The sequence below is a fragment of the Rickettsia canadensis str. McKiel genome (assembly GCF_000014345.1).
Classification (GTDB): Bacteria; Pseudomonadota; Alphaproteobacteria; order Rickettsiales; family Rickettsiaceae; genus Rickettsia; species Rickettsia canadensis.
In genome coordinates this window covers 923,939-948,656 of the sequence record NC_009879.1, presented here as the reverse complement: position 1 = coordinate 948,656, position 24,718 = coordinate 923,939, and the positions used below count along the sequence as shown (strand labels likewise).

Here is a 24,718-nt window from a genome sequence, read left to right as displayed (position 1 = left end):
GATGTATAGTATACTACGGCCTGTAGTTTAGAGATTATTAAAGCAAAATATTAAGGTTATTTCTTTATTCGGTGTGGGTAATTTTACCTGTAGTCGGCTATATTGTTTTAATACTAGGTACTCAATTTTAACTTAAATATGGGAATAAAATATGGCTCAAAAACCAAATTTTCTAAAAAAATTAATTTCGGCAGGGTTGGTAACTGCTTCCACCGCTACCATAGTAGCTGGTTTTGCAGGCTCAGCTATGGGTGCTGCTAACCGCAATATTAATGCACACGTTAATTTAAATGCTGTTGGTATGCCTGGAATAGTAACAGGTGATTCTTTAACTTATGTTGTGCAAGCAGGCGGCCCTTTCATTGCCACAGCTGATGGAGGCAATGATAACGTTGGTAATCCTACTGTGCTTTTCGGATCGATGAATATGTTACAAAGTGGTGTTTTTGCAGTTAATGGTGCTGCGGATATGGCTATTGGTTCTGTTTCCGGTACTGCAGGTCAATTATTAACGCTCAATATTATTGCAGGAAATACCTTGACTTTAAACGGTGCTCCTGGAGTTGCTGCTTTGCCTGTAAATACTTATACTAACCTCGGACCTGTTAATTTTACAGATGCTAATTCTGTATTCAAAGTTAACCTTGCAGCTAATGGTGCAGATGGTACTAAAACAGCTGTTTTCGGTAATACTGCTACTTTCAACAGTATTGTTCCAGGAGGTAAAGGTCACATTAACATTGATGATGGGAATATAGCAATATTTAATGGTACGATTGGTAATACTAATGGTATACAAGGTTTCATATTAGGGGCAAACGCACAAGTTACTTTAAATGCTAATGCTAAACTTGACGGTACTGTTGGAGCTGATGGTATTGTTTTAGGTAATGATGCTGTATTAAATGTTGCAGATAGAGTTAATATAACCGGTATTACTGCTGCTAATAATATAAATATTTGCGGTGTAGCTGCTAATAATGGTACGGTAAATTTCTTAGGTGATTCTACGGTTAGTACAGATATAGGGAATAAAAATTCTGTAGCTGCAGTTAATGTTGCTGGAACATTAATCTTCCAAGGTGGGAACAATGGGAATGGCAGTAATTTTGCTGCTCAAGCTATTAATTTAACTAGTGCTGATTCCTTCATCAAATTTACAACACAAGATCATCAAGTAGCAGGTAATATACTTAATACTAGTGGGACTAATAACCAAGGTGGTTTCAGTGTTAATGGTGGTGATGTGACAGTTGCCGGTAATGTTGGTGCTAATGGTAATAGTTTAGCTACAATTAATTTTGAAACAGACAATACTTTAGTAGTGCATAAAGCAGATACAAATGCTATTTTCGTTCAAAATGTAGATACTGCTACGGCTAATACAGGTATATTAAAGTTACAAGGTGCCAATTTCGCCATTAACGGTAATATCGGTGGCAATAATGCTTTAAAAATTGTTAATTTAGAAGATAATGATAATGGTGCTGCTACAAACTTTACTTTAAAGCAAGGTAGCAAAATTAATGCTCAAAATATATATTTATCTAGTGCATTTGATAATAGCCTTACCTTAGAAGAAGGCACAACTGTAACTGGTAATATTATAAATAAGCTAGCAGCAGGTAATGGTACAATCGCTTTAACTGGTAACGCAGCTATTAATGGCAATATAGGTGTTGATGCTGCTATTGGTGGTAATGTTGGTAATGCCATAAAAAATATTAATTTAGCCGGTAACAATTTATCTTACGGTGGAAGCAGTATTTTATTAGTTAACAATCCTGCTAATGCTATTACTTTTGGAGCTAACGAAACATTAACTCTAACTAATACTACAGATGCAGCTTTACAAATTAAAGCTAATTTAGCCATAACTACCGATAAACAAGGTATATTAGATGCGAGTAGTCTAACAAATGCTCAAACTTTAACTATTAGCGGTAATATCGGTACTATTGTACCAGGTGCTAATAAAACCCTTGGACAATTAAAAGTCGGATCAAGTAAAACAATTTTAAATGCTGGTGATGTTGCTATTAATGAGTTAGATATCGGTAATAACGGTTCAGTACAACTTGGTCACAATACTTATTTAATAACAAAAACTATCAATGCTGCAGGTCAAGGTAAAATAATAGTTGCCGGCGATCCTGCTAACCCTACTACTACTCTTTCTGCGGGTACAAATTTAGGTAGTGCAGCAAATGCACTTGCTGAGATTAATTTTGCAGTTCCGGTAGCTCAAAATGATTCTATATTAGAGTTTGGTAAAGGTGTTAATTTATATGCCACTAATATTACTACTGCTGTTGCTGATACAGGTTCGTTCAGCTTTACTGCCGGTGGAATAAATATAGTGAGTGGTATAGTAGGTGGACAGCAAGGTAATAAGTTTAATACTGTAGAATTAGATAACGGTACTACTGCTCAGTTCTTAGGGAGTGCTATTTTTAACGGCAAGAGTACAATTGATGGTAATTCTACCTTACAAATCGGTAGCAATTATACTGCAAGCTTTATCAAATCTGCCGACAATACCGGTATAGTAGAATTCGTTAATGCTGATAATATTACCGTAACATTACAAACACAAGCTGCTGCTGTTGATGCTTTAAAACAAATAACAGTTTCTGGTCCCGGTAACGTAGTATTTAATGAGACCGGTAATTTAGCTGAGCATGGTATTAATACCACTAAAATTGCTTTTGAAAATGCAAGCTTAGGTACGCGTTTATTCTTACCTAGTAAAATTCCATTTGACGGTTTAACAATTACAAGTACAGTTGGTAACGGTCTGGTCGGTGACTTTAGTGTTCCTGCAGTTATTGTTTCAGATATTGATAGTAAAATTGTCCCAGGTCAAGTAATCGGTGATCAGAATAATATAGTAGGTCTTGGGCTTGCAAGTGATGATACGATCACTGTTGATGATATTACATTAAATGCAGGTCTGTTTACTGTACATGACGGTCAAGGTACTATAGAGCTTAATGGCGGTATTCCTAATACACCTGGTACAATTTACGGTTTAGGGATAAAGCCAGAAGGTGAGGCTGCTCTAAAATTAAAGCTTGTAACTGTTGCTACAGACTATAAAAACTTAGGAAGTACTTTCGTTAATAATTTAATAGTTAATGATGGTTTAACATATCAAGCAGGTGGTGTAGTCGGAAAAGATTTTGATGGTACAATCACTCTTGGGAGTGCTAACGGTAACTCTAATGTAATTTTTGCTGATGGTACAAACTCTACTTCTACAAGTACGGTTGCTACCGTTAAAGCTAATAATGGTGTCGTAACTTACTTAGGTAGTGCATTTGTCGGTAATATAGGTTGCTCTAATACTCCTGTAGCTTCCGTACAATTTACAGGTCCTGTTGGTTCATTAGAAAAATTACAAGGAAATATATATTCTACGGCAACCAATTTTGGTAATGTTAACTTAAATGTTGCAGCATCGAACGTAATTTTAGGCGGCGGTACAACTGCTATTAACGGTAATATAGATCTTGCTACAAATATCTTAACATTTGCAAGCGGTACTTCAACATGGGGAGACAATACTTCTCTTAGTACAACGCTAACATTAGCAAGTGGTAATATAGGTCATATTGTTATCGCAGAAGGTGTTCAAGTTAATGCAACAACTACAGGAACTACAACTATTAACGTACAAGATAGTGCTAATGCAAATTTCAGCGGTACACAAACTTATACTTTAATCCAAGGCGGGGCTCGTTTTTCAGGTACTTTAGGTGATCCTAAGTTTAACGTAACTGGAAGTAATATTTTTGTAAGGTATGGATTAATACGTGCCGATAATAAAGATTATGTATTAACACGTACTAACGATGTAGCAAATGTAGTTACAAAGGCTATCGGAAATAGCCAGTTTGCAGGTATAGGTCAGAATGTTCTAACATTTGTAAATTCTAATACTGCAGCATATAATAATCTTCTTTTAGCTAAAAACACTACTGATGCAGCTAACTTTGTCGGAGCTATTACTACCGATACAAGTGCGGTTGTAACTAATGCCCAATTAGATGTAGCTAAAGATATCCAGGCTCAACTTAGTAACAGGTTAGGCGCTCTTAGATATCTTGGTACTTATGATTCTTCTAAAATGGCAGGAGCTGAATGTGGGTTAGTATCTACACCGCAAAGTCCGGTTACAGCAGGTGAGGAAGCTATTGACAATGTAGCTTATGGTATATGGGCAAAACCTTTCTATACTGATGCACATCAAAGTAAGAAAGGCGGTTTAGCAGGTTACAAAGCTAAAACCACCGGTGTTGTAATCGGTTTAGATACGCTAGCTAATGATAACTTAATGATTGGTGCTGCTCTTGGTATCACTAAAACCGATATAAAACACCAAGATTATAAGAAAGGTGATAAAACCGATATTAACGGTTTCTCATTTTCTCTATACAGTGCACAGCAGCTTGTTAAAAACTTCTTTGCTCAAGGTAGTGCAATATTTAGCTTAAATCACGTGAAGAACAAAAGCCAGCGTTATTTCTTCGATGCTAACGGTAATATGAGTAAGCAAATTGCTGCTGGTCATTATGATAACATGACATTCGGCGGTAACTTAATAGTCGGTTATGATTACAATGCAATGGAAGGTGTGTTAGTAACTCCAATGGCAGGACTTAGCTACTTAAAGTCTTCTGATGAAAACTATAAAGAAACCGGTACAACAGTTGCAAACAAGCAAGTTAACAGCAAGTTTAGCGATAGAACCGATTTAATATTAGGCGTTAGAGTAATGGGCAATACTATGAACTTTAGTGATCTTGCAGTATATCCGGAAGCTCATGCTTTTGTGGTTCACAAAGTAAACGGTAGGTTATCTAAAACTCAGTCTCAGTTAGACGGACAAGTGACTCCATTCATCAGCCAGTCTGATAGCAGCGCTAAAACATCTTATAATTTAGGTTTAAGTGCAAGTATAAGACCTGATTCTAAGATGGAATACGGAATCGGTTATGATGCTCAGATTGCAAGTAAATATACTGCACATCAAGGTACTCTAAAAGTCCGTGTAAACTTCTAATTACTTCTGTAAGTTTAAGTGTATAACTTTCTCACGAAAAAAGCCCTCTTTAAAAAAGGGCTTTTTTTATTTTCTATTCCAATTTTCATTTATCCTTGTAGGCATTGCTAGTGACAGCTTATCTCCACGAGAGAGTATTTGTTGCATGACTCGTTTTTTATTTCATTCCTGTGGAAAGGCTTGCTTGCGTGGTAGTATTATAAGTTATTTTTTATATATACTGTGATCAAGCCAAGGTATAGACACCTAGAACTTTTTGCAATCAATGCAATATCCTCTCAATAAATATAAGTAAAGATAAATGGTTATTGGTGTTTGATAATTTAAATATAGGTGCGAAGTGAGTATAATTATAATATTATAGTTTGTTTTCAAGACGATGTTTGACTCAAGAATTTGAAGCTTCTCCAATTCTAGTAGTGCAAGAAGCACAAATATTAAATCAAGTACAAGATTTAAACTTAGAGGGAAAATATATAAGCAAAAGATAGGAATCTCTTTCTAAATTTGCTGTGATCTCTATATTGAGTGTAAATAAATGAAGTTAATCCGATATTTGAAATGCATGATGGTATAGGTGAAAAAATATTACAAATAAACGGATAATCAAAAAGATAAATTTAAATTATGGACAATGAGTAATTAGTAATGCACAAACATTTGTTTATGTTGCATATTTAGGACACTTAGGGTTGTACTATAGAACTTGGTCAGATCCTAAAAAAGCAATTGAATATGACATAAAAGCTAGGTAGGTATTTGATGAAGTGAAAGGATATGATTCCATAAAATGTCATGTAGTTTTGGGCTCAGCTATATCTAATCTTCAACTGGTAAATCTAGAGTAGACAGCAAAAATATAAATTATGGAATACATATTCAATCAAAATCTAGTAGATCAAACTGACATAGCAACTATTAGGAAATATCAGGAAGCTCTTGCCTTGTTAGAGCAAGTATATGACATGAATAAACTAATTTTTACCCAAAAATGAGGACAAAACTAGGTTTAGGTAATGTTACCGAAGGTTAGAATACGCTAAAAAGCTAAGGCGATTTTTCTTAAAGATCCAATTAAACCTAATAAAGAGGTTATTATATCACCGGATATAGATTTTGCACAAGCGTTTGTTGCTGAGAAGGTGATACACATAGTGTTATGTAATCAAAATCAATAGGTGGTAGATGCTTATGCTACTGAAATATATATTGGAATAACTATAGAGAAAATATGAAGCATGTTTATGAAATAAGTCATATGTATATTGCAGCCGCTAAAGCTAGCTGTACTTTACCTAAGAAATTTTAGTATGAAAAATTCCATAATAATCAGATAGAAAAATTCGGAGCTGATCATTCAAATAGTATAAAAATTTTAAATCTTAAATATAATGGTTCAAATTAGATGTTTACATTAACTAGAATTTTTTCTGATTAGTGCAATAAAAAAGCCGGAAGTGGTAAGAATAATTCCAAGCCAAATAAAGCTCATCATTGGCTTATAATATATTTTAGCGTAAATTATATCACCGTCTATATTACTTAAAACGGTGTAAAGATCATATGATAAATAAGAGTATATATCGCTTTCTTGCGATAAACGCTTTTCAACTATATAAAGTCTATTTTCTGGCTTTAATATAGTTATATTACGGCTATTATCCTCAAGCCAAAATTCAGCGATTTGTCTATAATAATTTTTACCTTGAGCAAATTTAATATTTTGCAATGTTACTTTAAATTTGTTAAATGTTTTTTTTGTGCCTACCTCTCCGGTAAAATCCATTTCACTTTGTAATAATGCATTCATAGTGATACTAAAGCTAATCAGTGCAAAACCAAAATGACCAAGGATCATACTAGCATTACTTGCTTTAAGTCTATTCCTAAAATAATTAGTTTTAATCAAAAGATGATGCACATTATGAAGCATCAGAAATATAGATGCAATTATAGTTAAAACTGATATAGTACTAAATGTTACTTTTGATGATATTAAATAAGTAATTATTAGAGATAATATTAGAATTATAATATGTTTTTTAATAGAGCTTCTAGTAGTAAATAATCCTATGGTACAAAGAATAGGAATAACAAATATAATGAAATTATTAATAAAAAATGTTTCACTAATAATAATAGGTTTATCGTCGAATAAAGAGTAAATTGATGGATAAAGTGTAGCAGCTATTAGCACAATAAGACTAAGTAGGAAAAATATATTGCCGAGGAGTATGCCAAGTATGTCATGCTGTGGCTTGACCACGGTATCTTGTAAAACAGTCTGTAATGGTAAACTTCCTGAGATTCTGAGATTGAGTCGCGGGATAACACTATACAACCCTATACTTCCAATACTTAAAATTAAAAATATCCCAAGCAGGTATATCCCTCTCTCAGATGAGAATACAAAAGAGTGAATTGAGGTAACAAAACCGGAACGTACTAAAAAAGTGCTAAATATTACCAATAAGAAAGTAATAATTGATAAAATTATCATCCAACTTTGCATCCGTCCGGTTTTTGCTGTTACAATTATAGAATGATATAGTATAATTCCGGATAACCAAGGAAATAATGAAATATTTTCTACCGGATCGAAACACCAAAATCCACCCCAGCCAAGTTCTCTATATGCCCACCAAGAACCAAGACTAATTCCGATAGTAGTAAATAAGATACCGAGGCCTGCAAATGTTTTGAGAAGAGATAAAGGGCAATTTATTTCATACCGTGACTTGACCACGGTATCCATATTATAAATTTTTTTCTGGATACCGTGATCAAGTTGCAGTATGACAGGAGTAAGCAACATTGCAGTAGCAATAGTAAAAGGTACTACGTAGCTAACATAGCCGAGGTAAAGTAATGGTGGATGAACGCTAAGAGCAATATCTTGTAGCATTGGGTTTAACCCGAGCCCCTCTTTAGGGCTAAATGAAAAAACGTTAAAAGGATTCGAGGTAAAATAAATAAAGCTACTAAAAAATAATTGTAGAGCTGATAATATGATAATAGATAAAAATTTAAGATGGTTATCTTTAAGTAAAAATATATAACAACAGCTAATGATTTGTAATAAGGAAAACCATAATAACATCGATCCTTCGTGACTCGACCAACTACCGGCTATTTTATATATTAACGGCTTTAAGGTACTAGAATTTAAGAAAACATTTTGTAGTGAAAAGTCAGAGATAATAAAAGCGTAGACTAGGGTATAAAAGGCAAATAATGTACATAAGGCAGCTATGTAGAACGGGAGTATGATTATCATACCACGACTCAAGCACGGGATCCAATCTTTTGTGATTTTTTTCTGGATAATGTGGTTGAGCCACGGTATGACAGATAATACCGATACACCGCTTAAGAACATTATAGCTAGCAGTAAAAAATTACCGATTTCACTCACTGCTTATTGTTTCCTCAATAGTAGGTAATACGGTAATTTTTACGCTATCAATCTTATTGGCAATTTTCTTTAAAATAATTACCTTTAAATTAAATATTTTAATTACTTCTCCTTGATTTGGAATCCTAGCAATTTTATGGATTATTAATCCTGCTATAGTGTTTACATACTCATCCGATAAATTCCAATCAAGTTCTCGGTTAATATCTCTAATAGTTGTAGTTCCTTTTATAATGAACTCGGTATTAGACTTCTTAATAATTTCATTATTAAGCCTATCATGTTCATCGGTAATAGGTCCTACGATTTCTTCTATAACATCTTCAAGAGTAATAATACCTAGTAGAGTACCATACTCATCTACAACACAAGCAAAATGGTTATTACGTTCTCTAAATGCATGTAACTGGTCTACTACAAGTGCATTCTCAGGGATAAACCAAGGTGGGGTTAGAAGTTTATTAATATTAACTTTTTTTGCATCATTATTATTTTTGTATAATGCTTTAAGCAAATCTTTTAAATTAAGAATCCCTATTATATTATCTCTATTATCTTGCCATAAAGGTATACGTGTATGAGCACATGATAATAAAGTTTTAATTATTACTTCATGAGGTAGATCGATATTAAGGGATATAATACTACTCCTGTGAGTCATAATTTCCGATACCGTCATATTACGTATATCTAATATCCCACCGAGCATATTACGATCAGATTTATACACTCCGCCTTCTTGATGGTAATGCTCAATTACGCCTCTTACTTCCTCGGTGCCTGAGATTTGAGGTTTTAAATTAATACGAAATATAAAGCAAAATATTTTTGTAATATAATCAAGAGCAATATTAATAGGTTTGAAAAGCTTTAAAAAAATTATTATAGTTGAAGCCATTTTTAATGCTAATTGTTCAGGTTTAGCAACGGCTATTGCTTTCGGTACTACTTCAGCAAAAACAATAATTATAAAAGCCATAACGCCGGAAGCAACTATAGGTCCGTTATCTCCGAGAAAGTTAATAAAGAGAGTAGTTGCAATAGTGGTACACACAGTATTGATTAAACTGTTACCAATTAATAAAGTTCCTATGACTTTTTCTTTTTTCTTAAGAACCTCTAAAACTGTTTTAGCACACTTATTACCGGTGATTTTAAGCTTATGAATCTTCCCGGGAGAAGATGCAGTAATAGCAGTTTCGGTAGCAGCAAATAAAGCAGATAAAGCGATCATTATTATAATAATAATCACAAGTATTGTGGTCATTCTGTGTTAAAGTATAAATTAACTATAAATAATTATATTAGTAATTAGAAATTTTGCCTAATGTTTTTTATTATTAGTGTCGTCTAGATTGATCATGCGTTTTTTGACTAACCATCTTCTGAAATTTATTACTTGGTTGTTGCCCTATATTTGTTTTTAATGCTTGTCCCATTGTCTTTGCTTGTTGTTGTATTAATGTATTAGCTTGAGCCTCCCTTAAATTTATACCTTGTCCTTTAGATTCTTCAGTAGTGAGAATTTTCTGCCCTTTAGAGAATTTTATCGCACTATTGCATACGAAAACTCCACAATCGTACGCATTTTCTTGTTGTTTTGTTTTTAGATCTATTATTTTTACATTGGGGTAAACTGCGTTAATATATTCTGCTACTTTCGGGCGAGCTTCCAATGGCTGACCGGTAGGGTCATTATATATAAAAGTTATATTATCTTTATCATCTTTACTAGCTGTCATGAATAACCAATGCTCATGCCCTGTATTGAGCGGTATAATTGGCTTTTTATTATCTACAATTAGATCCTCGAGTGCAGCACGCAGAGTATCTTTTAATAGTTCCGGTTCTTCTAAAGAGGCATGATGGAATATAGAAAATTTATTCTTATCTATATTTGTTTCTAATATATTTTTTATATCATCTTCAGTGTATAAATAATTAGGTTGTTTTATATTTTCTGTATTGTAAATACTAACTTGGGCTTTAGTATTTATAACCGGTGATGATTTTTTTTCAGATATTTGTGGTTTTTGTTCTGCTACCGGTGTAGAAAATTGCTTTTCTACTTGCAGAGATTCCTCGTACACTTTTTGTGTGATGCCTAATTCTTCCCATGGTGTTATATTAGTCATGGAAGCTTGTTGCTCTGGTTGAGTTATAGAAGGTGCAACAGTTGTTTGTAGTGCTTGTGTTACTGTTGGTTTTAATTGGGGGGTTGGAGTTACTAGAGTTTGAGGGTCTTTTTTCGTGCCAAGAATACTAGTTACTATATCTTTAAAATAGTTAAAAACTCTTCTAAAAAAAACTTGCCATTCTGGTTGATTTGCTTTTGGAGGTTCATATGGTGTTGCTTGTTCTTTTTGTATATCCTCAGGTCCATTTTTTATAATTTTTTCTATATTAAAATTAAAATCGATAGGATTTAGTTCAGATTTATCTAAATCTTTTTGAAATTGTTGAGATATTTGTAATACATATTTTTTTAAATTTTCGGCAGCATTATTTGGATCTTTTAAGATTTCATTGATTTCGAGTTTTAGTCCGTAAATTTGATCTTCAGAGGTAATACCGAATTTAGCAGTTATAAGATTTGTTGCTTCGTCTGCAGAAATAGGCCAAGTTTCTATAATTACTCTACCACCTTGCTTTTTAGCATTTTGTATTATTTTATCTAATGTTGCTTTATCAGGTATTGTATCAGAGAGTAATTGGTCAATTTCGTGATTATATATAAGATTATTAAAAACTGATATTAAATCTATATTTGCATCTTTAATTGTAGTAGTTTTATCTTTATTTATAATATTTTCATTTATAGCTAAATTTTGATCTGCTTCATTGACAAAAAAAACATGATCAACTTGTTCCATAACTTGCTTCCAGTAAGCTTCTAGTTCAGGATTTTGGGTTAATGAATTATATTGATCAAAAGTAATAGTAGTTTTTATATTTAAATTTTGTGCATTAATTAAATCTTGTACCTGAAAAATAGATCTTACATTATTATTATTAAGTTGAATGTTAAAAATCGGTGTTTTGCCCTCTTTGCGGGATTTTTCTAAGATCTCTGAAAAAATACGTTCTTTATCGAATATATGTGATTCTTTATTAACTTGTAGCGGGATAATAGGTAGTGTATTTAGAGTTTTCTGATTGTTTATTCTCTCTAATATCTGATCTGTATTGCCAAGTAAAAGAGTAAATATAATAGGCTCAGCCATGACTAACCTTTATTAAAGAATATTAGTATAATTATTAGAATTTTTAAGCTTTAAATCAAGCTATATTTAATAATCCGTGCTTTAACGTATATAATTTATCCATTTTATGTGCTAACTCATGATTATGTGTTACCATAATAACGGCAGTATTTTGTTCTCTCGCTACTTTTAAAAATAAATTAAATACTTCATTTGTGGTTTTGGGATCTAAATTACCCGTCGGCTCATCTGCTAAAATAATTTTCGGTTTATTAATTAAGCTCCGAGCTATGCTAACGCGTTGTTGTTCTCCTCCTGATAATTCTCCAGGCATATTATAGAGTTTTTTCGCAAGCCCTAGATCATCTAATATCTTTGTTGCATCTTCTATTGCTTCTTTTTGATCAAGACCGCTAATAAGTCTTGGTATGATGACATTTTCAAGGGCGGTAAAATCTTTAAGTAAGTGATGTTGTTGATAGATAAAACCTAAATAATGAAGACGAATGAGATGATTTTTTGTATACTCGTTATTTGGTATGATGACTTGACCATTTGTAGGTTTATCAAGTAAGCCGGCAATATGTAGTAAAGTCGATTTGCCGCTACCTGAAGTACCTATTATAGCAATTAATTCACCCTCACTAATCGTTAAATTAAGATCATCTAATACTCTAACAATAGTGTTACCTTGGCTGTAATGTTTTGAGATATTTTTTAGAATGAGGACTTTATTATTCATATCTTAGGGCATCCACAGGATTTAATTTTGAGGCTCTATAAGCAGGATAAATTGTCGCAAGAAAACACAATATTATAGATAAAGAGGTAATGAAAATAATATCCTCAGCTCTTACTTTTGAAGGTAAACTATAAAGAAAATAAATAGCTGCCTCGAACATTTTAGTACCAGTTATATGCTCCAAATAATTCTTGATAGTTTGAATATTATGAGAGAATGTAACACCAAGAGTGACGCCTAGTGTTGTGCCAAGCAATCCTATAAATATCCCATTATAGATAAAAATAAGCATTATTTGCTTTGTACTTGCTCCCATAGTCCTAAGAATTGCAATATCTGCAGTTTTATCTTTAACGAGCATAAATAAGCTTGCAATAATATTAAATGCGGCAACCATAATAATTAAAGAAAGAATAGTAAACATAGCTGTACGCTCAACAACAAGGGCACTTAAAAATGGTGCGTTTAATTTTTGCCAACTAGTTACTCTTAACATTGTTCCTAATAATATTTGCAATTTATATGAATATGAAAGAGCTTTATCAGGATCTAAACTATTAATTTCGATTAAATTGATATCGTTGCCGAGAGATAAAAAATTTTGTGCTGCGGTAAGCGGCATTAATATCGTTGCCGAATCATAATCGTACATACCACTATTGAAAATTGCTATAATTTTAAATTCTTTTGACCTTGGCATGCTGCCAAAGGCGGTAGAAACTACACTTGGTGAAATTAATCTGATCTTATCCCCAACGGTTACACCTAAATTACTTGCTAATTCTCCTCCGAGTGCTATTACGTTTTTGCTGTGAAAATTATCAAAACTACCAAAATTCACATTTTTAAAAATTTCATTTCTTAAGCTTAGATCCTTTAAATTAATACCTTTAACCAGTACACCGCTATTATTACTTTTACCAAGAGCCAAAGCTTGACCGTGAGCAATAAACGTTACATGTTTTATATAATCTTGTTTTAGGAGTTTAGCTTTAATCTCTTCATAGTTATCAATGCTACCAGCTTGCGGATTTATTACTATATCCCCATTTAACCCAATAATATTTTTAGTAAGTTCTATGTGAAAACCATTCATAACTGACATGACTACTATTAATGCCGCAACGCCGATCATAACGCCCACTAAAGAAAAGGCAGAAATAATAGAAACAAACTTTTCATTTTTCTTAGATCTAAAATATCTGAAAGCTATTTTGAAGATAAAAGCTTGATTAATCATTTTTTATTTTTACCTCACTGGAAATTTCAAAGATTTTATCAAGTTTGGACAAAAGTACCGTTAAAATTAATCTAAGCTGTAAAAAAGCCGTCATACGTGTTTTGCCGTCTTGGAATAGCTTCTAAAAGCAGTGGCCATAATATGTTAATCAGATATATCACGCCAAGAGATAATAATAAAGTAACTATTGTTATGATTAAAGGATTATTAATATTATATACAATTAATATGCTATTTTCTAGTAAAAATAGTATTATCAAAATAGAAACAATTTTTAATACCGAATTTTTTAAAGCAATAACCGCTTGTAAAGCTCATGATCGAGAATGAAGCTGCCATTGATCCTTGATATGATACAAAATCTTTTGAAGTGACGCTTAAATCTTGCATATATATCCTTGTGCAAGAAACATCATTGTAAGTATATAATATATAGCTTTCGGTGATTTTTGAAAGCGTATTTTTTCTTAACTTCTCTTTTTGGAATATAAAATATACCTAGAATTAAGCTAATTAAACCAAGAAGAATAATAAAACACAATTTTACCTCTCTATCTCCAAAATAAATTGATGTAACTGCCTAGAATCGGTGCAAAAGTCATAGAAAGCGTAATAGTGCCGTTTAAAATGCCCATGCATTTTTGCTGTTCTTGTACTGAATAAATATCGTCAAGCACAATAATATACTAGTAATGCAACCAATGATGTATCATATCCTTGCAAAGCTCTTCCAAAGAATATAGCTCCATAATTATTTGCAAATACGCAAACTCAACTATCAAGATTAAAAATCAGTAAATCGAGTGTTAATAATCGGTCTGCGCCCGTATCTATCTCCTAAATTACTTACTACAAGTGCAGTAATACAATAAGCAGTTAGATTAATACCGAGTAGTAACTCTGTCATGAAAGTTGAAAGGTTGAATGTATCGGGAAACTTAGAACGAATAAATCTACTTCCGCTCTGGCCATTATTCCCATGATGATTACGGTAATTAAGTAATTTCATAAAAGTAATATTTGTTTGTTATAACTTTTATGTCATCCCTGCTTTCACAGGAATGATATTGGTGGATTAGCTTCTATATTCTTATAGTTTATTGTTTTACTAAAATGAATATTTATACATGACACGATAACCTTGGACTGCAAGGAGAGCGAAAGCAAAAACTTTTAGTGATATATACTGTTTTTCTTTCAAAAGTAGTATTACATACTCTTTTTGAAAAAAAAGTTTGCAATAATGAGTACCGAGATGGAAAGCAGGCCCCATCACCGGATACAAAGATAATGTTAAGAATCATTGATTCCTAACATATATCGATTTTAAAAATTAATTAAAATATTACTGATTAATTCCTAAAGCTTGTTTTTGAGTATCAGTAGTATGCTCCATTACCCACTTTTGAACATCAGGACTTAACATATTATACTGATCTGCTGTTAAGCTAGCAACCCAAGCTTGTTGATCGTCAGTACTCATAGCTTGTATTTGGGTTGTTGTAACTGAAGTAGGATTGGATGGCACACCAGCAAATACTGGTGCTGAGAAAGCTAGAATTAATAAAATCTTTAATAAATTTTTCATTTTGTAAACCTTTTTTATTTTGTAACTACAATTATAACAAAGTTACAGTAGCTTTCAAGCTAAATTATATTAAACATTTAAATTTTTTATACTCAGGCATAAATCTATCATTAGACTCCTTACATAGACTTATGTCACGTTACTCACATTCCCACGTATTTTTTTTATGCGGTGGTGGGGGGCCTGGGTTCCGTGTTGCCGGAGTGATTCGTCCGTATTAGTTACGTTTTTAAGAAATCTATTTAAGATCGTTGTTCTCTACAAATATTTCGATAAATTTCTGAATTTTGTAACAAATTATCATGGGTTCCGCTAGCTGCTACTCCGCCTTTATCTATTACTAAAATATGATCAGCTGATTCTATACTACTAATGCGATGGGCAATTGATATAATAATTTTCCCTTTCATTATTTTTTTTATAGCATTTAATAATTTCTGTTCGCTTATTGTATCTAAAGCACTCATTGCTTCATCAAGAAGTAAAATTTGCGGCATGCGTAGTAATGCTCTAGCAATAGCTATTCTTTGTTTCTGTCCTCCTGATAATCTAACCCCTTTCTCACCAATTTTAGCATTTATACCGTCATGAAGTTTAGTAGCAAAGTCTTTTATTCCCGTAATTTTTATGACCTCGTTTATTTCATCGTCGCTTGCTTCCATATTACCAAATATAATATTTGATTTTATAGTGCCGGAAAAAATACTGGTTTCCTGAGGAACATAAGCAATTAATTTACGGATTTCAATAGGGTCTAAATAAGATATATCTTGATTGTTAATAAGGATAGTGCCACTTTCTTGCTGGTAAAAATTTAGTAATAGCTGAATTATAGTACTTTTTCCCGCTCCTGATCTACCGACAATACCAACAAATTTATTTGCAATAAATTTATCAGCATTTATCATGAAAGACATGTTATTGATAATTCTTAAATTAGGTCTTGAATGATAGGTAAAATCTACATTTTTAAATTCTATTGATACAGAATCGTAATTATTTAATTCTAAATAATTTTTATGTGTTGTAGGCATCTTATCTATAATTGTAATTATTCTCTCCAGTGCGGTAACAGGTAGATGTATTGCACTTAGTAGCTCAAAAATACCGCCACAACTAACTCCGGCAATAATTGCATAATAAATAAACGATATAATTTGTCCTGCAGATAAATGACCTTTAACTATATCCGAAGCTCCGATCCCAACGACTAAAGTAATTGCAAGAAATATAACGGCTATTGAAATCGCAAAGAATAAAGCACGCATTTTAAAACGGGTTTTACAATATGCTAAATAATTTTGTAGTTTAGTATTAAAATCAGCAATTTTATTTGTTTGATTGTTAAAAGCATAAATAGCTCTAATATTATTAAAAGTTTCATCAATATCTGAGGCTAAAAGTGATTTAGATTCTAGAGCTTTTTTAGATAAAGCCTTAACATGTTTGCCAAATTTAATTAAAGGAATTAATAAGATAGGAATGGTAATAATTACTATAGAAGCGAGTTTAAAGCTTTCAAAAAACATTAATGTAATGCCGCCGATTAGCATCACTGAATTGCGAATAAAAAAAGATAAGAAATTAACGATGAGCGTAGATATTTGATCTATATCATTTGTTAGGCGTAAAATTATATCGCTGATTTTTAATTCTTCAAACTCTTTAATTTCATAATTAATTAAATTACTATAAGCATCTTTTCTTATTTGATTAACTGTCTTTTCAGCAACATTGTTGATAAAATATGAACGGAAAAAACTGGCAATACTTAAGATGATAATTAATAAACAAATATATAATATAGATTTATCAACTGATAAAATATGGTTTTTGCTCAAGCCTTTATCAACTAAATTTCTAACAACATTACCGATTAGTAATAATGAGATTGATACACTAAGTAAAGAGATCATAACGATGGTCAAGTCTTTTTTATAGAACCTTAGATATTTAGCCAGCCTATATAAAAGTTTGATACCCATGAATTACTTTACATGAAGAAAAAAATGGGGCGAGTGACGGGATTCGAACCCGCAGCCCTCAGAACCACAACCTGATGCTCTAACCAACTGAGCTACACCCGCCATATTAGTAACTTAATAGCGTAACCTTAGATTATTATAAGAATTTAGTCAAGAATATTTATGTTTCATTTCTTTAGGAAGGTGTCTTATACCCCCTGTCTAAAGAAAATTATAAAATAATGAATAACAAAGACGAAAGGCATGGATTCTACCTTTGTTATGAATTTAATCTTTTTATATTTTATAAATCTCGTGTTAATTTCATTATTTCATCGGTAGAAAATATTTGATGTACTCTTATCAATTGTTATATTTATTCTTATAACTCTTTGATTGGAATTTTCTTTTTTAATTAAAACACTATTGTAGTACTAGCTACTTGTTGTTTGATAGATATTTTTCTAGTCATAAAGATTTATATATGTATTTTTATTTAATTATATTATCATTACTTTTATCAGTAATTAGTATATAGTAAATGAAAAAATTAGTTAATTTGGTTAGTGGCGGGGCGGATTCTGCTACGGTTCTTGCAATAGCCCAAAAAATGGGTTATGAAATCTATGCTATGAGTTTTAACTACGGACAGCGTAACAATGCAGAATTACGAAAAGTTAGAGAGTTAGTAAAAGAATATAATGTCAAGCAGCATAAGATTGTGAATATAGATTTACGAGCTTTCAGTGGCTCTGCTCTTACCGACAATAATATAAGTGTCCCTCATTATCACGACGTAAATGAGCTACCAGACGATGTGCCCGTTACTTACGTACCTGCTCGTAATACTATATTTTTAAGCTATGCACTTGGTTTTGCAGAAGTAATAGGAGCAAAAGACATTTTTATAGGTGTGCATACAAGCGATTCGGCAAATTATCCTGATTGTCGTCCTGAATATATTAAATCTTTTGAAGAAATGGCGAATTTAGCAACCAATATGGGAGTACAAGGTAAAAAAATTACTATTCATACACCTTTAATTGATATGACTAAAGAGCAAATAATTAGAACCGGTCTTGAACTTGGTGTAGATTACAAAAATACGATATCATGTTATGAACCTACCGAAGATGATTTATCTTGTGGTACATGTCTTGCCTGCATGATAAGGCTTGATGCTTTTAAAAAGAATGATATACAAGATCCTATTAAATATGTATGATAAATAGAGAATATTTATATGCTCCCTTTCCCGTACTTGATTTAAATGATATAGTTTTACGTGAGTTAGTCGAAGATGATGCACAAGATTATTTTAATTATATGAGTAAGTCAGAAATGGCTATTTATATAACTGATAGTAATAGACCTAAAGACTTAGAAGAAGCTAGAGAAGAAATACATTATTGGTCTGGTTTATATAAAAATCATAGAAGCTTTTATTGGGGGATTGCCCTTAAAGACGATAATAAATTAATAGGTACTGCAGGTTTTAATATAATAAATCTAGAACATCATAGAGCAGAAATAAGCTACGATTTAGATTGTAGTTTTTGGGGTCAAGGTATCATGTTAAAATCTATAAAGAATATTTTAAAGTTTGCTGATTATATAGGCATTGTAAGAGTCCAAGCAACAGTCATTACAGATAATTTTCGTTCAATCAATCTGCTTGAGAGGTGCGGTTTTGCTAAGGAAGGAATCCTTAAAAAATATGAAATAGTTGCAAATGAGCATAAAGATTATTATATGTATGCAAGAGTAGCCTAAAATGTTGTTATATGGCTTGTTTTATTTCATTTCCATCTACGGTGGTAATAACTTTCAAGTGTAGGTCTTCCAATCCGTATAACAATAATGTAGGAAGAATTGTTAAATTAAATAAAAAAAAGAAAGTTAATGGTAGTAGAAGCTAATAAAAAAGAATTGATTTGTTCGTTTTGTAGTAAAAAACAGCATGAAGTAAAAAAACTGATAGCAGGTCCTGCAGTATTTATTTGTGATGAATGTATAGATTTATGTATGGATATTATGAAAGAAGAAAATAAAGTTGCATTAAAGCAGATTACTTCTTCAATTCCAACGCCGCAAAAAATATGTACAATTCTAAACGATTACATAGTTGGACAGGATCAAGCTAAAAAGATTTTAGCAGTAGCGGTATATAATCATTATAAAAGACTTGAGTATATACAATCCGGCAATAATGAAGTTGAGCTTAATAAGTCGAATATCTTACTGATCGGTCCTACCGGTTCAGGAAAAACTTTACTTGCTCAAACGCTTGCTAAAATTTTAGACGTACCTTTTTCTATGGCTGATGCTACTTCTTTAACAGAAGCTGGTTATGTTGGTGAAGATGTTGAGAATATTTTGCTACGCTTATTGATAGCAGCCGAGTTTAATATAGCAAAAGCACAAAAAGGTATAATTTATATTGACGAGGTTGATAAAATTGCTCGTAAATCGGAGAATCCTTCTATTACAAGGGATGTATCGGGTGAAGGGGTACAGCAGGCATTACTTAAAATTATGGAAGGGACAGTTGCTTCTGTACCTCCTCAAGGTGGTAGGAAACACCCACAACAAGATTTCGTACAGTTAGATACTTCAAATATCTTGTTTATTTGCGGTGGTGCTTTTATGGGGATTGATAGCATTATAACTGCAAGAACTAATAATAGTTCTATAGGTTTTGCAGCTAACATAAATATAAATAGAGAGAAAAATAATAGTGAGATTCTTCAAGCCTTAGAGATTGAAGATTTAACTAAATTCGGTTTAATTCCTGAATTTATCGGTAGGTTACCTATAGTTACTACTTTAGATGAGTTAGACAAAGAAGCTTTAATTACGATTCTAACTAAGCCTAAGAACGCCATAGTAAAGCAATATCAGAAACAATTTGAGCTTGATGATGCTGAGCTTATAATTGAGAATTCCGCTCTAGAAGCTATTGCCGAAAAAGCTTTAGCTAAAAAGACAGGAGCAAGAGGGCTTCGTTCAATACTTGAGCATCTTTTGCTTGATAGTATGTATAAAGTTGCTGAGTTAAAAAAACATCGTGTTACCATTACAAAAGAGGTAGTTAACGGATTAGTAGAACCGATAATGACTTCTCTCATTTCTACAAAATCAAATAAAAAACAACCGGTTCTTGAATATATACCGGCATAAATATTATTCCTTCTCTATGTTATTCCCGCAAAAGCGGGAATCCAGTAAAACATATAAAAAACTCGTTTTTTATATGTTTATTGTTTAATATTAAGATTATTTGAAAAATCAAGATTTAGTGAGTAATCATTCAGGTAAAATAGCAATTACTTACGCTTTTATAGCTGGTGTAATTGCTTTACGTTCATATGTAATTGACAAAAAGGATCGCGTTGGGTATGAATTATGTGCTTTACCGCCTACTAGCCTTGCGATGCTACAAATTTTATTATCTTGTCCCTGGTACGGGTCTATCAAATGGAGACACTAAAGAGATTAATAATAATATGTTAAAAGCATTAGACAATAACACTGAAAATGCTAAATATATTGTAAATCATTTATTTTGTTTTTAGCTAGTATAACATCATCTTCTATTATTAGGGCATAAGGTATATTTTCTTGAGCAATGTTATAAGCCAAATGTCTCTATGGCTATAACAAACCGAGTTCTCCGACCGTTAAAGTATGATTTAATATTTTGCTATCGGAACGATAATTTATATTTTCTGAATGATAAAGTACGGCGTATCAAACGATAAAAGTGATGGATGATTTTTTATAGCTAAGCCGGTAAATCTTTTTCCAGCTGCATAATATAGATAAATTGTAACTGTCTACTACACTAAACCTTTTCATAGTAAAAATTTTAATATCTTGTTCTTCAAGTGGAGTAGTGCCTATTTGATAAGTTTTTAAAAAAATAAAAATCAATAATTATAATTGATATTTTTATTGTATCCCATTATAGATTATTTATAACGGTAATTTTTTTCTTAATTTTTCTTTTTACAGAGGTGTAATGCTTTTCTGAAGTTGGTACAATCTAATTATTACATATCGTACAATATTTTGATCTTTAATATAATTATATTTCTAAATAATCTTTAACAAATATTACTGCATTATGGTTGACATCTTTAATATAACTTTTGTCTGCCTAATAAATAGATACTGCTTCCGCTAGATAAGCTTGAAAAGGTTTTTCAGTAACATACCACTTATATGTTTTATTTTCAAAAGCAATAATAAATTTACATTTAGATAACCATTCACGAGTTTTTGCTTTTGGTATAATTGTAGATTCAGTACATAAATATTTACTGCCGCTTACTACTTATTTTATATAGTGATAATCTATGAAAAAGCGATTTCTTGTTATGCAATCACCGTTTTTAGGATGTTCTGTTGGAGACTAAGAAACACAAAAAATATGTGTTATGCGGATTACATTTTGGTCATCGTTTATATTCAGTACTGACTTCATTAGTAAAATATATATAATATAAAAAATAAAAAGGTATTGGGTATTGCTTATATAATTTGGATGATCTATATAGTCAAAGCCTATAGATATATCATAATTTTCTAGTTTTGGTCTAAATGGATTCACTGGTGAAAATATCTTTATTACTAATCTTTCTTTGACCAAAAACACTATCAATAATAAGTTCATAATTGTTATGATCTATAACAATTGTTTTTTTGTTTTCTTCAATTATCTCTTTTAGCTCGTCTATTGTAAAGCCTGGCCACATAATTAATAAAGCTTACTTATAATATGTTTATTTTTTCAGGAGCTTTAATCTTACATATGCTTCACATAGTAACAATATGACTATCCAAACTATGGAAAGTTTTTTTAATAAATTACCTATTACGATAAAAATTTGTTTATAATTTTTCTTCTATTTTTGGTGGATTTTCTGTTTCTACTTCAATAATTTCTGATTTAGAGGAAACGATGTGATAACGCTCAAGGTTTGTCAGCATGGCTTTATTCCTTGAATCAATACCAAGTTTTTGAATATTCTTCACTCTTGACATTAAATTACGATTAAACGAGGCAGCAAATTTATCGTAATTAGTAACCATATTTTGCAGGTTATTACCGATCTTTTGAGAATAATCGGCTATACTACCTATAGCACTTAATAACTTTCTAACTTCTTCAATGATTACATTATAATTTTCCGAGCGGCGATGATCGGTAATTTGAAATCTTGCAAATGATAGCATATTCATAAGTCCTGCAGGTCCTACCGGAAAAATATTACAACCCCAAGCTTTTTGTAAAAATTTAGGATCAGCTGCAATAACTTTCTCAACGGCTTGTTCAGTTGGCAAAAACATTAAAGTAATAACATTGTTAAAACTCTGATCCTTTTTGTTTAGATTAGTTAAAATATTTTCAGCATAGTCTTTATTAGCTAGAGATTTTAAATGATAATTCATAGTTTTACTAAGGTTGCCACTATTATCTTGCTCGCTTACTAGAAATTGAGAAGCTTTCGAATCAATAACCATTAAATTACCAGAAGGAAGAAAAATAAGGGCATCAGGTCTTAGCTTCCCGCTATCTGTCGTAGTTAAGCCATATTGCATAATGAAATCTAAATTAGGACGTAATCCTGAAGACTTTAGGATATTCTCAAGTGTAATCTCAGCAAGTAATCCTGTACCTATAGGAGAAAGCAGAGACTGTTTTATCAAATCAACTGTACCCTTGGAATGCTCTATATCTTTATTTAATGCTCCTATCATAGTAATTAATCGTTCAAACTCACTATTAAATTTTCCGGAAGCAATAGCAATATTTTTCTCGGCTAGTTCTCTTGTTGCTGTATTTTCCATTTTATGTATCTCTATTAATTGCTTGGACAAATCTTTTCCAAGATCAAATAAGGCAGCTTTTGCTGATGAAAACGACTCTTCTCTTATTTTGTCCGAATCCTTAATAATCTGCTCTTGATATTCTACTTTACACTTTAATTGTTCAATTTTCTGTAAATATTTTATTTTTTCTTGGTTCAATAATTGGTTGTTATTGCTAATTTCTATATTCTGACCTGACAAGAATTGTAGCTGCATCCTTAAGGTTTTAGTTTTTATATAAAACCAAATTATTAAAGCTAATAAAATAAATGCTGTAGTTATGATAACCGGTAACAAGTAAGGCATATGTTTTATGTGACCATTGCGTTGTAAATATCGAAATGGTCTTGACCAATTCGATATTTACTTATAATATGTTTATAAACTATAGAGTTATTATAATGGACAGGTTATATAAAAAGCAAGTTGAAGAATATCTAACAAATTACGGTAAGCTTGTATTTATAAGTGGAGCAAGACAAGTAGGCAAAACTACAATATCAAAACAAGTAATTAAGCCTAACCCTAATTCAATTTACCTAAATTGGGATTATCTAGAAGATAGAAATAAAATCTTAAACAAGCATATAGAACTTGTTGAAACTCTACTGTCTACTATATCTGATAAGAAACCATGCTTAATACTAGATGAAATTCATAAATATAAAGATTGGAAAAATCTTGTAAAAGGATTTTATGATAAATTTGGAGACAATATTGAATTTATTATAACCGGCAGTGCTAAATTAAATATATATAAAAAAGGTGGTGATAGTCTAATGGGACGCTACATAAATTTAACTGTGCATCCGTTATCGGTATCTGAAATAGCTAAAAATTTTGATAATAACATTGATTATATAAAAAGTCCTAAAAATATTACTACCGATGAATTTGAAGCTCTACTAAATTTTGGAGGATTTGCTGAAGCATATTTAAAAGCAACTACAACATTTCATAGAATATGGAGTAATCAAAGATTTGAGCAATTATTTAGGGAAGATATAAGAAATACTGAAGATATAAATAATATTTATGCGTTAGAATTACTTGCTACTATTATAAATGAGCAAGCAGGCTCATTAATAAGTTATACAAATCTTGCTAACAAAGTTAGAGTTTCAGATCAAACAATAAGAAGGTGGCTCTCTTTGCTAGAAAAACACTATTATTGTTTTGCGATCAAACCTTGGTCTAAAAATGTTGTAAGGAGCTTGATAAAAGAACCTAAATATTATCTTTGGGACTGGTCACAAATAAAAGATATAGGAGCAAAATTTGAAAATCTTGTAGCTTCTCACCTTTTAAAAACCGTATATTTTTGGAATGAAACAGGGCTTGGTGATTTTGGTTTATACTATCTTCGTGATAAGCAAAAACGTGAAGTTGATTTAGTCATAACTAAGGATAACAAACCTTGGATTTTAGTGGAAGCAAAAGTAAGTGATTCAATAGTTTCTCCAAGTTTAAAATATTTTCATGAATTACTTAAACCTGAGTTTAGTTTTCAAGTAATTCAAAATAAACAAGCTATTTCCAATTCTTGCTTTGATAAACCGGGCTTATGGATAGTACCTGCTATTACTTTTTTATCTCAACTTATTTAATGCACATTTTTGCAAAAACT

The 24,718-nt window shown here is 31.6% G+C and carries 17 protein-coding genes, 1 tRNA gene and 1 pseudogene; 7 read left to right on the top strand and 12 right to left on the bottom strand.

Annotated elements, in window-relative coordinates:
• Positions 1-151: 151 nt before the first annotated feature.
• Together ompB and A1E_RS07185 are read left to right on the top strand one after the other, a co-directional pair.
• Complete coding sequence (ompB, locus tag A1E_RS04190) at positions 152-5,065, top strand: outer membrane protein OmpB (RefSeq protein ID WP_012149055.1); 4,914 nt, start codon at positions 152-154, stop codon at positions 5,063-5,065.
• Between the two features lie 866 nt (positions 5,066-5,931).
• A complete protein-coding gene (locus A1E_RS07185) occupies positions 5,932-6,060 on the top strand; it encodes a hypothetical protein (RefSeq protein WP_012149053.1) in 129 nt (42 codons plus the stop codon).
• Positions 6,061-6,479: 419 nt separating this feature from the next.
• On the opposite strand, the gene A1E_RS07560 is transcribed toward A1E_RS07185, so the two are convergent.
• The 9 genes and pseudogenes from A1E_RS07560 to A1E_RS04140 all read right to left on the bottom strand — a co-directional run bounded on the left by A1E_RS07560 (position 6,480) and on the right by A1E_RS04140 (position 17,340).
• The gene (locus A1E_RS07560; RefSeq protein WP_458692616.1) at positions 6,480-8,342 is read right to left on the bottom strand and encodes a heme lyase CcmF/NrfE family subunit; all 1,863 of its coding nucleotides are present in this window, start codon (positions 8,340-8,342) and stop codon (positions 6,480-6,482) included.
• A gap of 130 nt (positions 8,343-8,472) precedes the next feature.
• Positions 8,473-9,747: an HlyC/CorC family transporter gene (locus tag A1E_RS04180; RefSeq protein ID WP_041405254.1), complete on the bottom strand. Its 1,275-nt coding sequence runs from the start codon at positions 9,745-9,747 to the stop codon at positions 8,473-8,475.
• 73 nt (positions 9,748-9,820) lie between these two features.
• Entirely contained in the window at positions 9,821-11,704 is a 1,884-nt protein-coding gene (locus A1E_RS04175; protein ID WP_012149050.1) for a Ulp1 family isopeptidase, read from the bottom strand.
• A 55-nt stretch (positions 11,705-11,759) separates the two neighbouring features.
• Positions 11,760-12,425 (bottom strand): ABC transporter ATP-binding protein, encoded by a 666-nt coding sequence (locus A1E_RS04170; protein WP_012149049.1) that lies wholly within the window; start codon positions 12,423-12,425, stop codon positions 11,760-11,762.
• Positions 12,418-13,665: a lipoprotein-releasing ABC transporter permease subunit gene (locus A1E_RS04165; protein WP_012149048.1), complete on the bottom strand. Its 1,248-nt coding sequence runs from the start codon at positions 13,663-13,665 to the stop codon at positions 12,418-12,420. The genes A1E_RS04170 and A1E_RS04165 overlap by 8 nt, the downstream gene beginning before the upstream one ends.
• Positions 13,658-14,646 (bottom strand): annotated as a pseudogene (locus A1E_RS05865) (MFS transporter). The gene A1E_RS04165 and the pseudogene A1E_RS05865 overlap by 8 nt, the downstream one beginning before the upstream one ends.
• 364 nt (positions 14,647-15,010) lie before the next feature.
• Positions 15,011-15,253 (bottom strand): DUF2673 domain-containing protein, encoded by a 243-nt coding sequence (locus A1E_RS04150; protein WP_012149044.1) that lies wholly within the window; start codon positions 15,251-15,253, stop codon positions 15,011-15,013.
• Between the two features lie 242 nt (positions 15,254-15,495).
• The gene (locus tag A1E_RS04145; protein ID WP_012149043.1) at positions 15,496-17,238 is read right to left on the bottom strand and encodes an ABC transporter ATP-binding protein; all 1,743 of its coding nucleotides are present in this window, start codon (positions 17,236-17,238) and stop codon (positions 15,496-15,498) included.
• 25 nt (positions 17,239-17,263) lie between these two features.
• Positions 17,264-17,340 (bottom strand) — tRNA-His (locus A1E_RS04140).
• 418 nt (positions 17,341-17,758) lie between these two features.
• Between A1E_RS04140 and queC the strand changes: the two genes are divergently transcribed.
• From queC to A1E_RS05860, 4 genes are all read left to right on the top strand, one after another.
• Entirely contained in the window at positions 17,759-18,442 is a 684-nt protein-coding gene (gene queC, locus A1E_RS04135) for a 7-cyano-7-deazaguanine synthase QueC (protein ID WP_012149042.1), read from the top strand.
• Positions 18,439-18,990 carry a GNAT family N-acetyltransferase gene (locus tag A1E_RS04130; RefSeq protein ID WP_012149041.1) on the top strand — a complete coding sequence of 184 codons (552 nt, stop codon included), beginning with the start codon at positions 18,439-18,441 and terminating at the stop codon, positions 18,988-18,990. Before queC ends, A1E_RS04130 begins: the two co-directional genes overlap by 4 nt.
• Before the next feature lie 129 nt (positions 18,991-19,119).
• On the top strand, positions 19,120-20,397 hold the full coding sequence (clpX, locus tag A1E_RS04125; protein ID WP_012149040.1) for an ATP-dependent Clp protease ATP-binding subunit ClpX: 1,278 nt from the start codon (positions 19,120-19,122) through the stop codon (positions 20,395-20,397).
• 100 nt (positions 20,398-20,497) lie between these two features.
• Positions 20,498-20,707 carry a hypothetical protein gene (locus A1E_RS05860; protein WP_012149039.1) on the top strand — a complete coding sequence of 70 codons (210 nt, stop codon included), beginning with the start codon at positions 20,498-20,500 and terminating at the stop codon, positions 20,705-20,707.
• A 669-nt stretch (positions 20,708-21,376) separates the two neighbouring features.
• Here the strand turns inward: A1E_RS05860 and A1E_RS06995 are convergent.
• The 3 genes from A1E_RS06995 to A1E_RS04115 form a co-directional block, all read right to left on the bottom strand.
• A complete protein-coding gene (locus tag A1E_RS06995; protein ID WP_330932951.1) occupies positions 21,377-21,511 on the bottom strand; it encodes a glycosyltransferase family 10 domain-containing protein in 135 nt (44 codons plus the stop codon).
• A 304-nt stretch (positions 21,512-21,815) separates the two neighbouring features.
• On the bottom strand, positions 21,816-21,974 hold the full coding sequence (locus tag A1E_RS06990) for a hypothetical protein (protein ID WP_012149037.1): 159 nt from the start codon (positions 21,972-21,974) through the stop codon (positions 21,816-21,818).
• A gap of 136 nt (positions 21,975-22,110) precedes the next feature.
• A complete protein-coding gene (locus A1E_RS04115; protein ID WP_012149036.1) occupies positions 22,111-23,397 on the bottom strand; it encodes a DNA recombination protein RmuC in 1,287 nt (428 codons plus the stop codon).
• A 95-nt stretch (positions 23,398-23,492) separates the two neighbouring features.
• Here A1E_RS04115 and A1E_RS04110 point away from each other — a divergent pair, with 95 nt between their 5' ends.
• Complete coding sequence (locus tag A1E_RS04110) at positions 23,493-24,698, top strand: ATP-binding protein (protein ID WP_012149035.1); 1,206 nt, start codon at positions 23,493-23,495, stop codon at positions 24,696-24,698.
• The last annotated feature ends 20 nt before the right edge of the window (positions 24,699-24,718 follow it).

What these genes read in the sequence shown, in the direction of transcription:
- A1E_RS07560 (WP_458692616.1), bottom strand. Translation starts at nt 8,342, where the DNA reads ATGATAATCATACTCCCGTTCTACATAGCTGCCTTATGTACATTATTT.
- A1E_RS04115 (WP_012149036.1), bottom strand. Translation starts at nt 23,397, where the DNA reads ATGCCTTACTTGTTACCGGTTATCATAACTACAGCATTTATTTTATTA.
- clpX (WP_012149040.1), top strand. Translation starts at nt 19,120, where the DNA reads ATGGTAGTAGAAGCTAATAAAAAAGAATTGATTTGTTCGTTTTGTAGT.
- queC (WP_012149042.1), top strand. Translation starts at nt 17,759, where the DNA reads ATGAAAAAATTAGTTAATTTGGTTAGTGGCGGGGCGGATTCTGCTACG.
- A1E_RS04165 (WP_012149048.1), bottom strand. Translation starts at nt 13,665, where the DNA reads ATGATTAATCAAGCTTTTATCTTCAAAATAGCTTTCAGATATTTTAGA.
- A1E_RS06990 (WP_012149037.1), bottom strand. Translation starts at nt 21,974, where the DNA reads ATGTGGCCAGGCTTTACAATAGACGAGCTAAAAGAGATAATTGAAGAA.
- A1E_RS04150 (WP_012149044.1), bottom strand. Translation starts at nt 15,253, where the DNA reads ATGAAAAATTTATTAAAGATTTTATTAATTCTAGCTTTCTCAGCACCA.
- A1E_RS04145 (WP_012149043.1), bottom strand. Translation starts at nt 17,238, where the DNA reads ATGGGTATCAAACTTTTATATAGGCTGGCTAAATATCTAAGGTTCTAT.
- A1E_RS04130 (WP_012149041.1), top strand. Translation starts at nt 18,439, where the DNA reads ATGATAAATAGAGAATATTTATATGCTCCCTTTCCCGTACTTGATTTA.
- A1E_RS04180 (WP_041405254.1), bottom strand. Translation starts at nt 9,747, where the DNA reads ATGACCACAATACTTGTGATTATTATTATAATAATGATCGCTTTATCT.
- A1E_RS04110 (WP_012149035.1), top strand. Translation starts at nt 23,493, where the DNA reads ATGGACAGGTTATATAAAAAGCAAGTTGAAGAATATCTAACAAATTAC.
- A1E_RS04170 (WP_012149049.1), bottom strand. Translation starts at nt 12,425, where the DNA reads ATGAATAATAAAGTCCTCATTCTAAAAAATATCTCAAAACATTACAGC.
- A1E_RS07185 (WP_012149053.1), top strand. Translation starts at nt 5,932, where the DNA reads ATGGAATACATATTCAATCAAAATCTAGTAGATCAAACTGACATAGCA.
- ompB (WP_012149055.1), top strand. Translation starts at nt 152, where the DNA reads ATGGCTCAAAAACCAAATTTTCTAAAAAAATTAATTTCGGCAGGGTTG.
- A1E_RS04175 (WP_012149050.1), bottom strand. Translation starts at nt 11,704, where the DNA reads ATGGCTGAGCCTATTATATTTACTCTTTTACTTGGCAATACAGATCAG.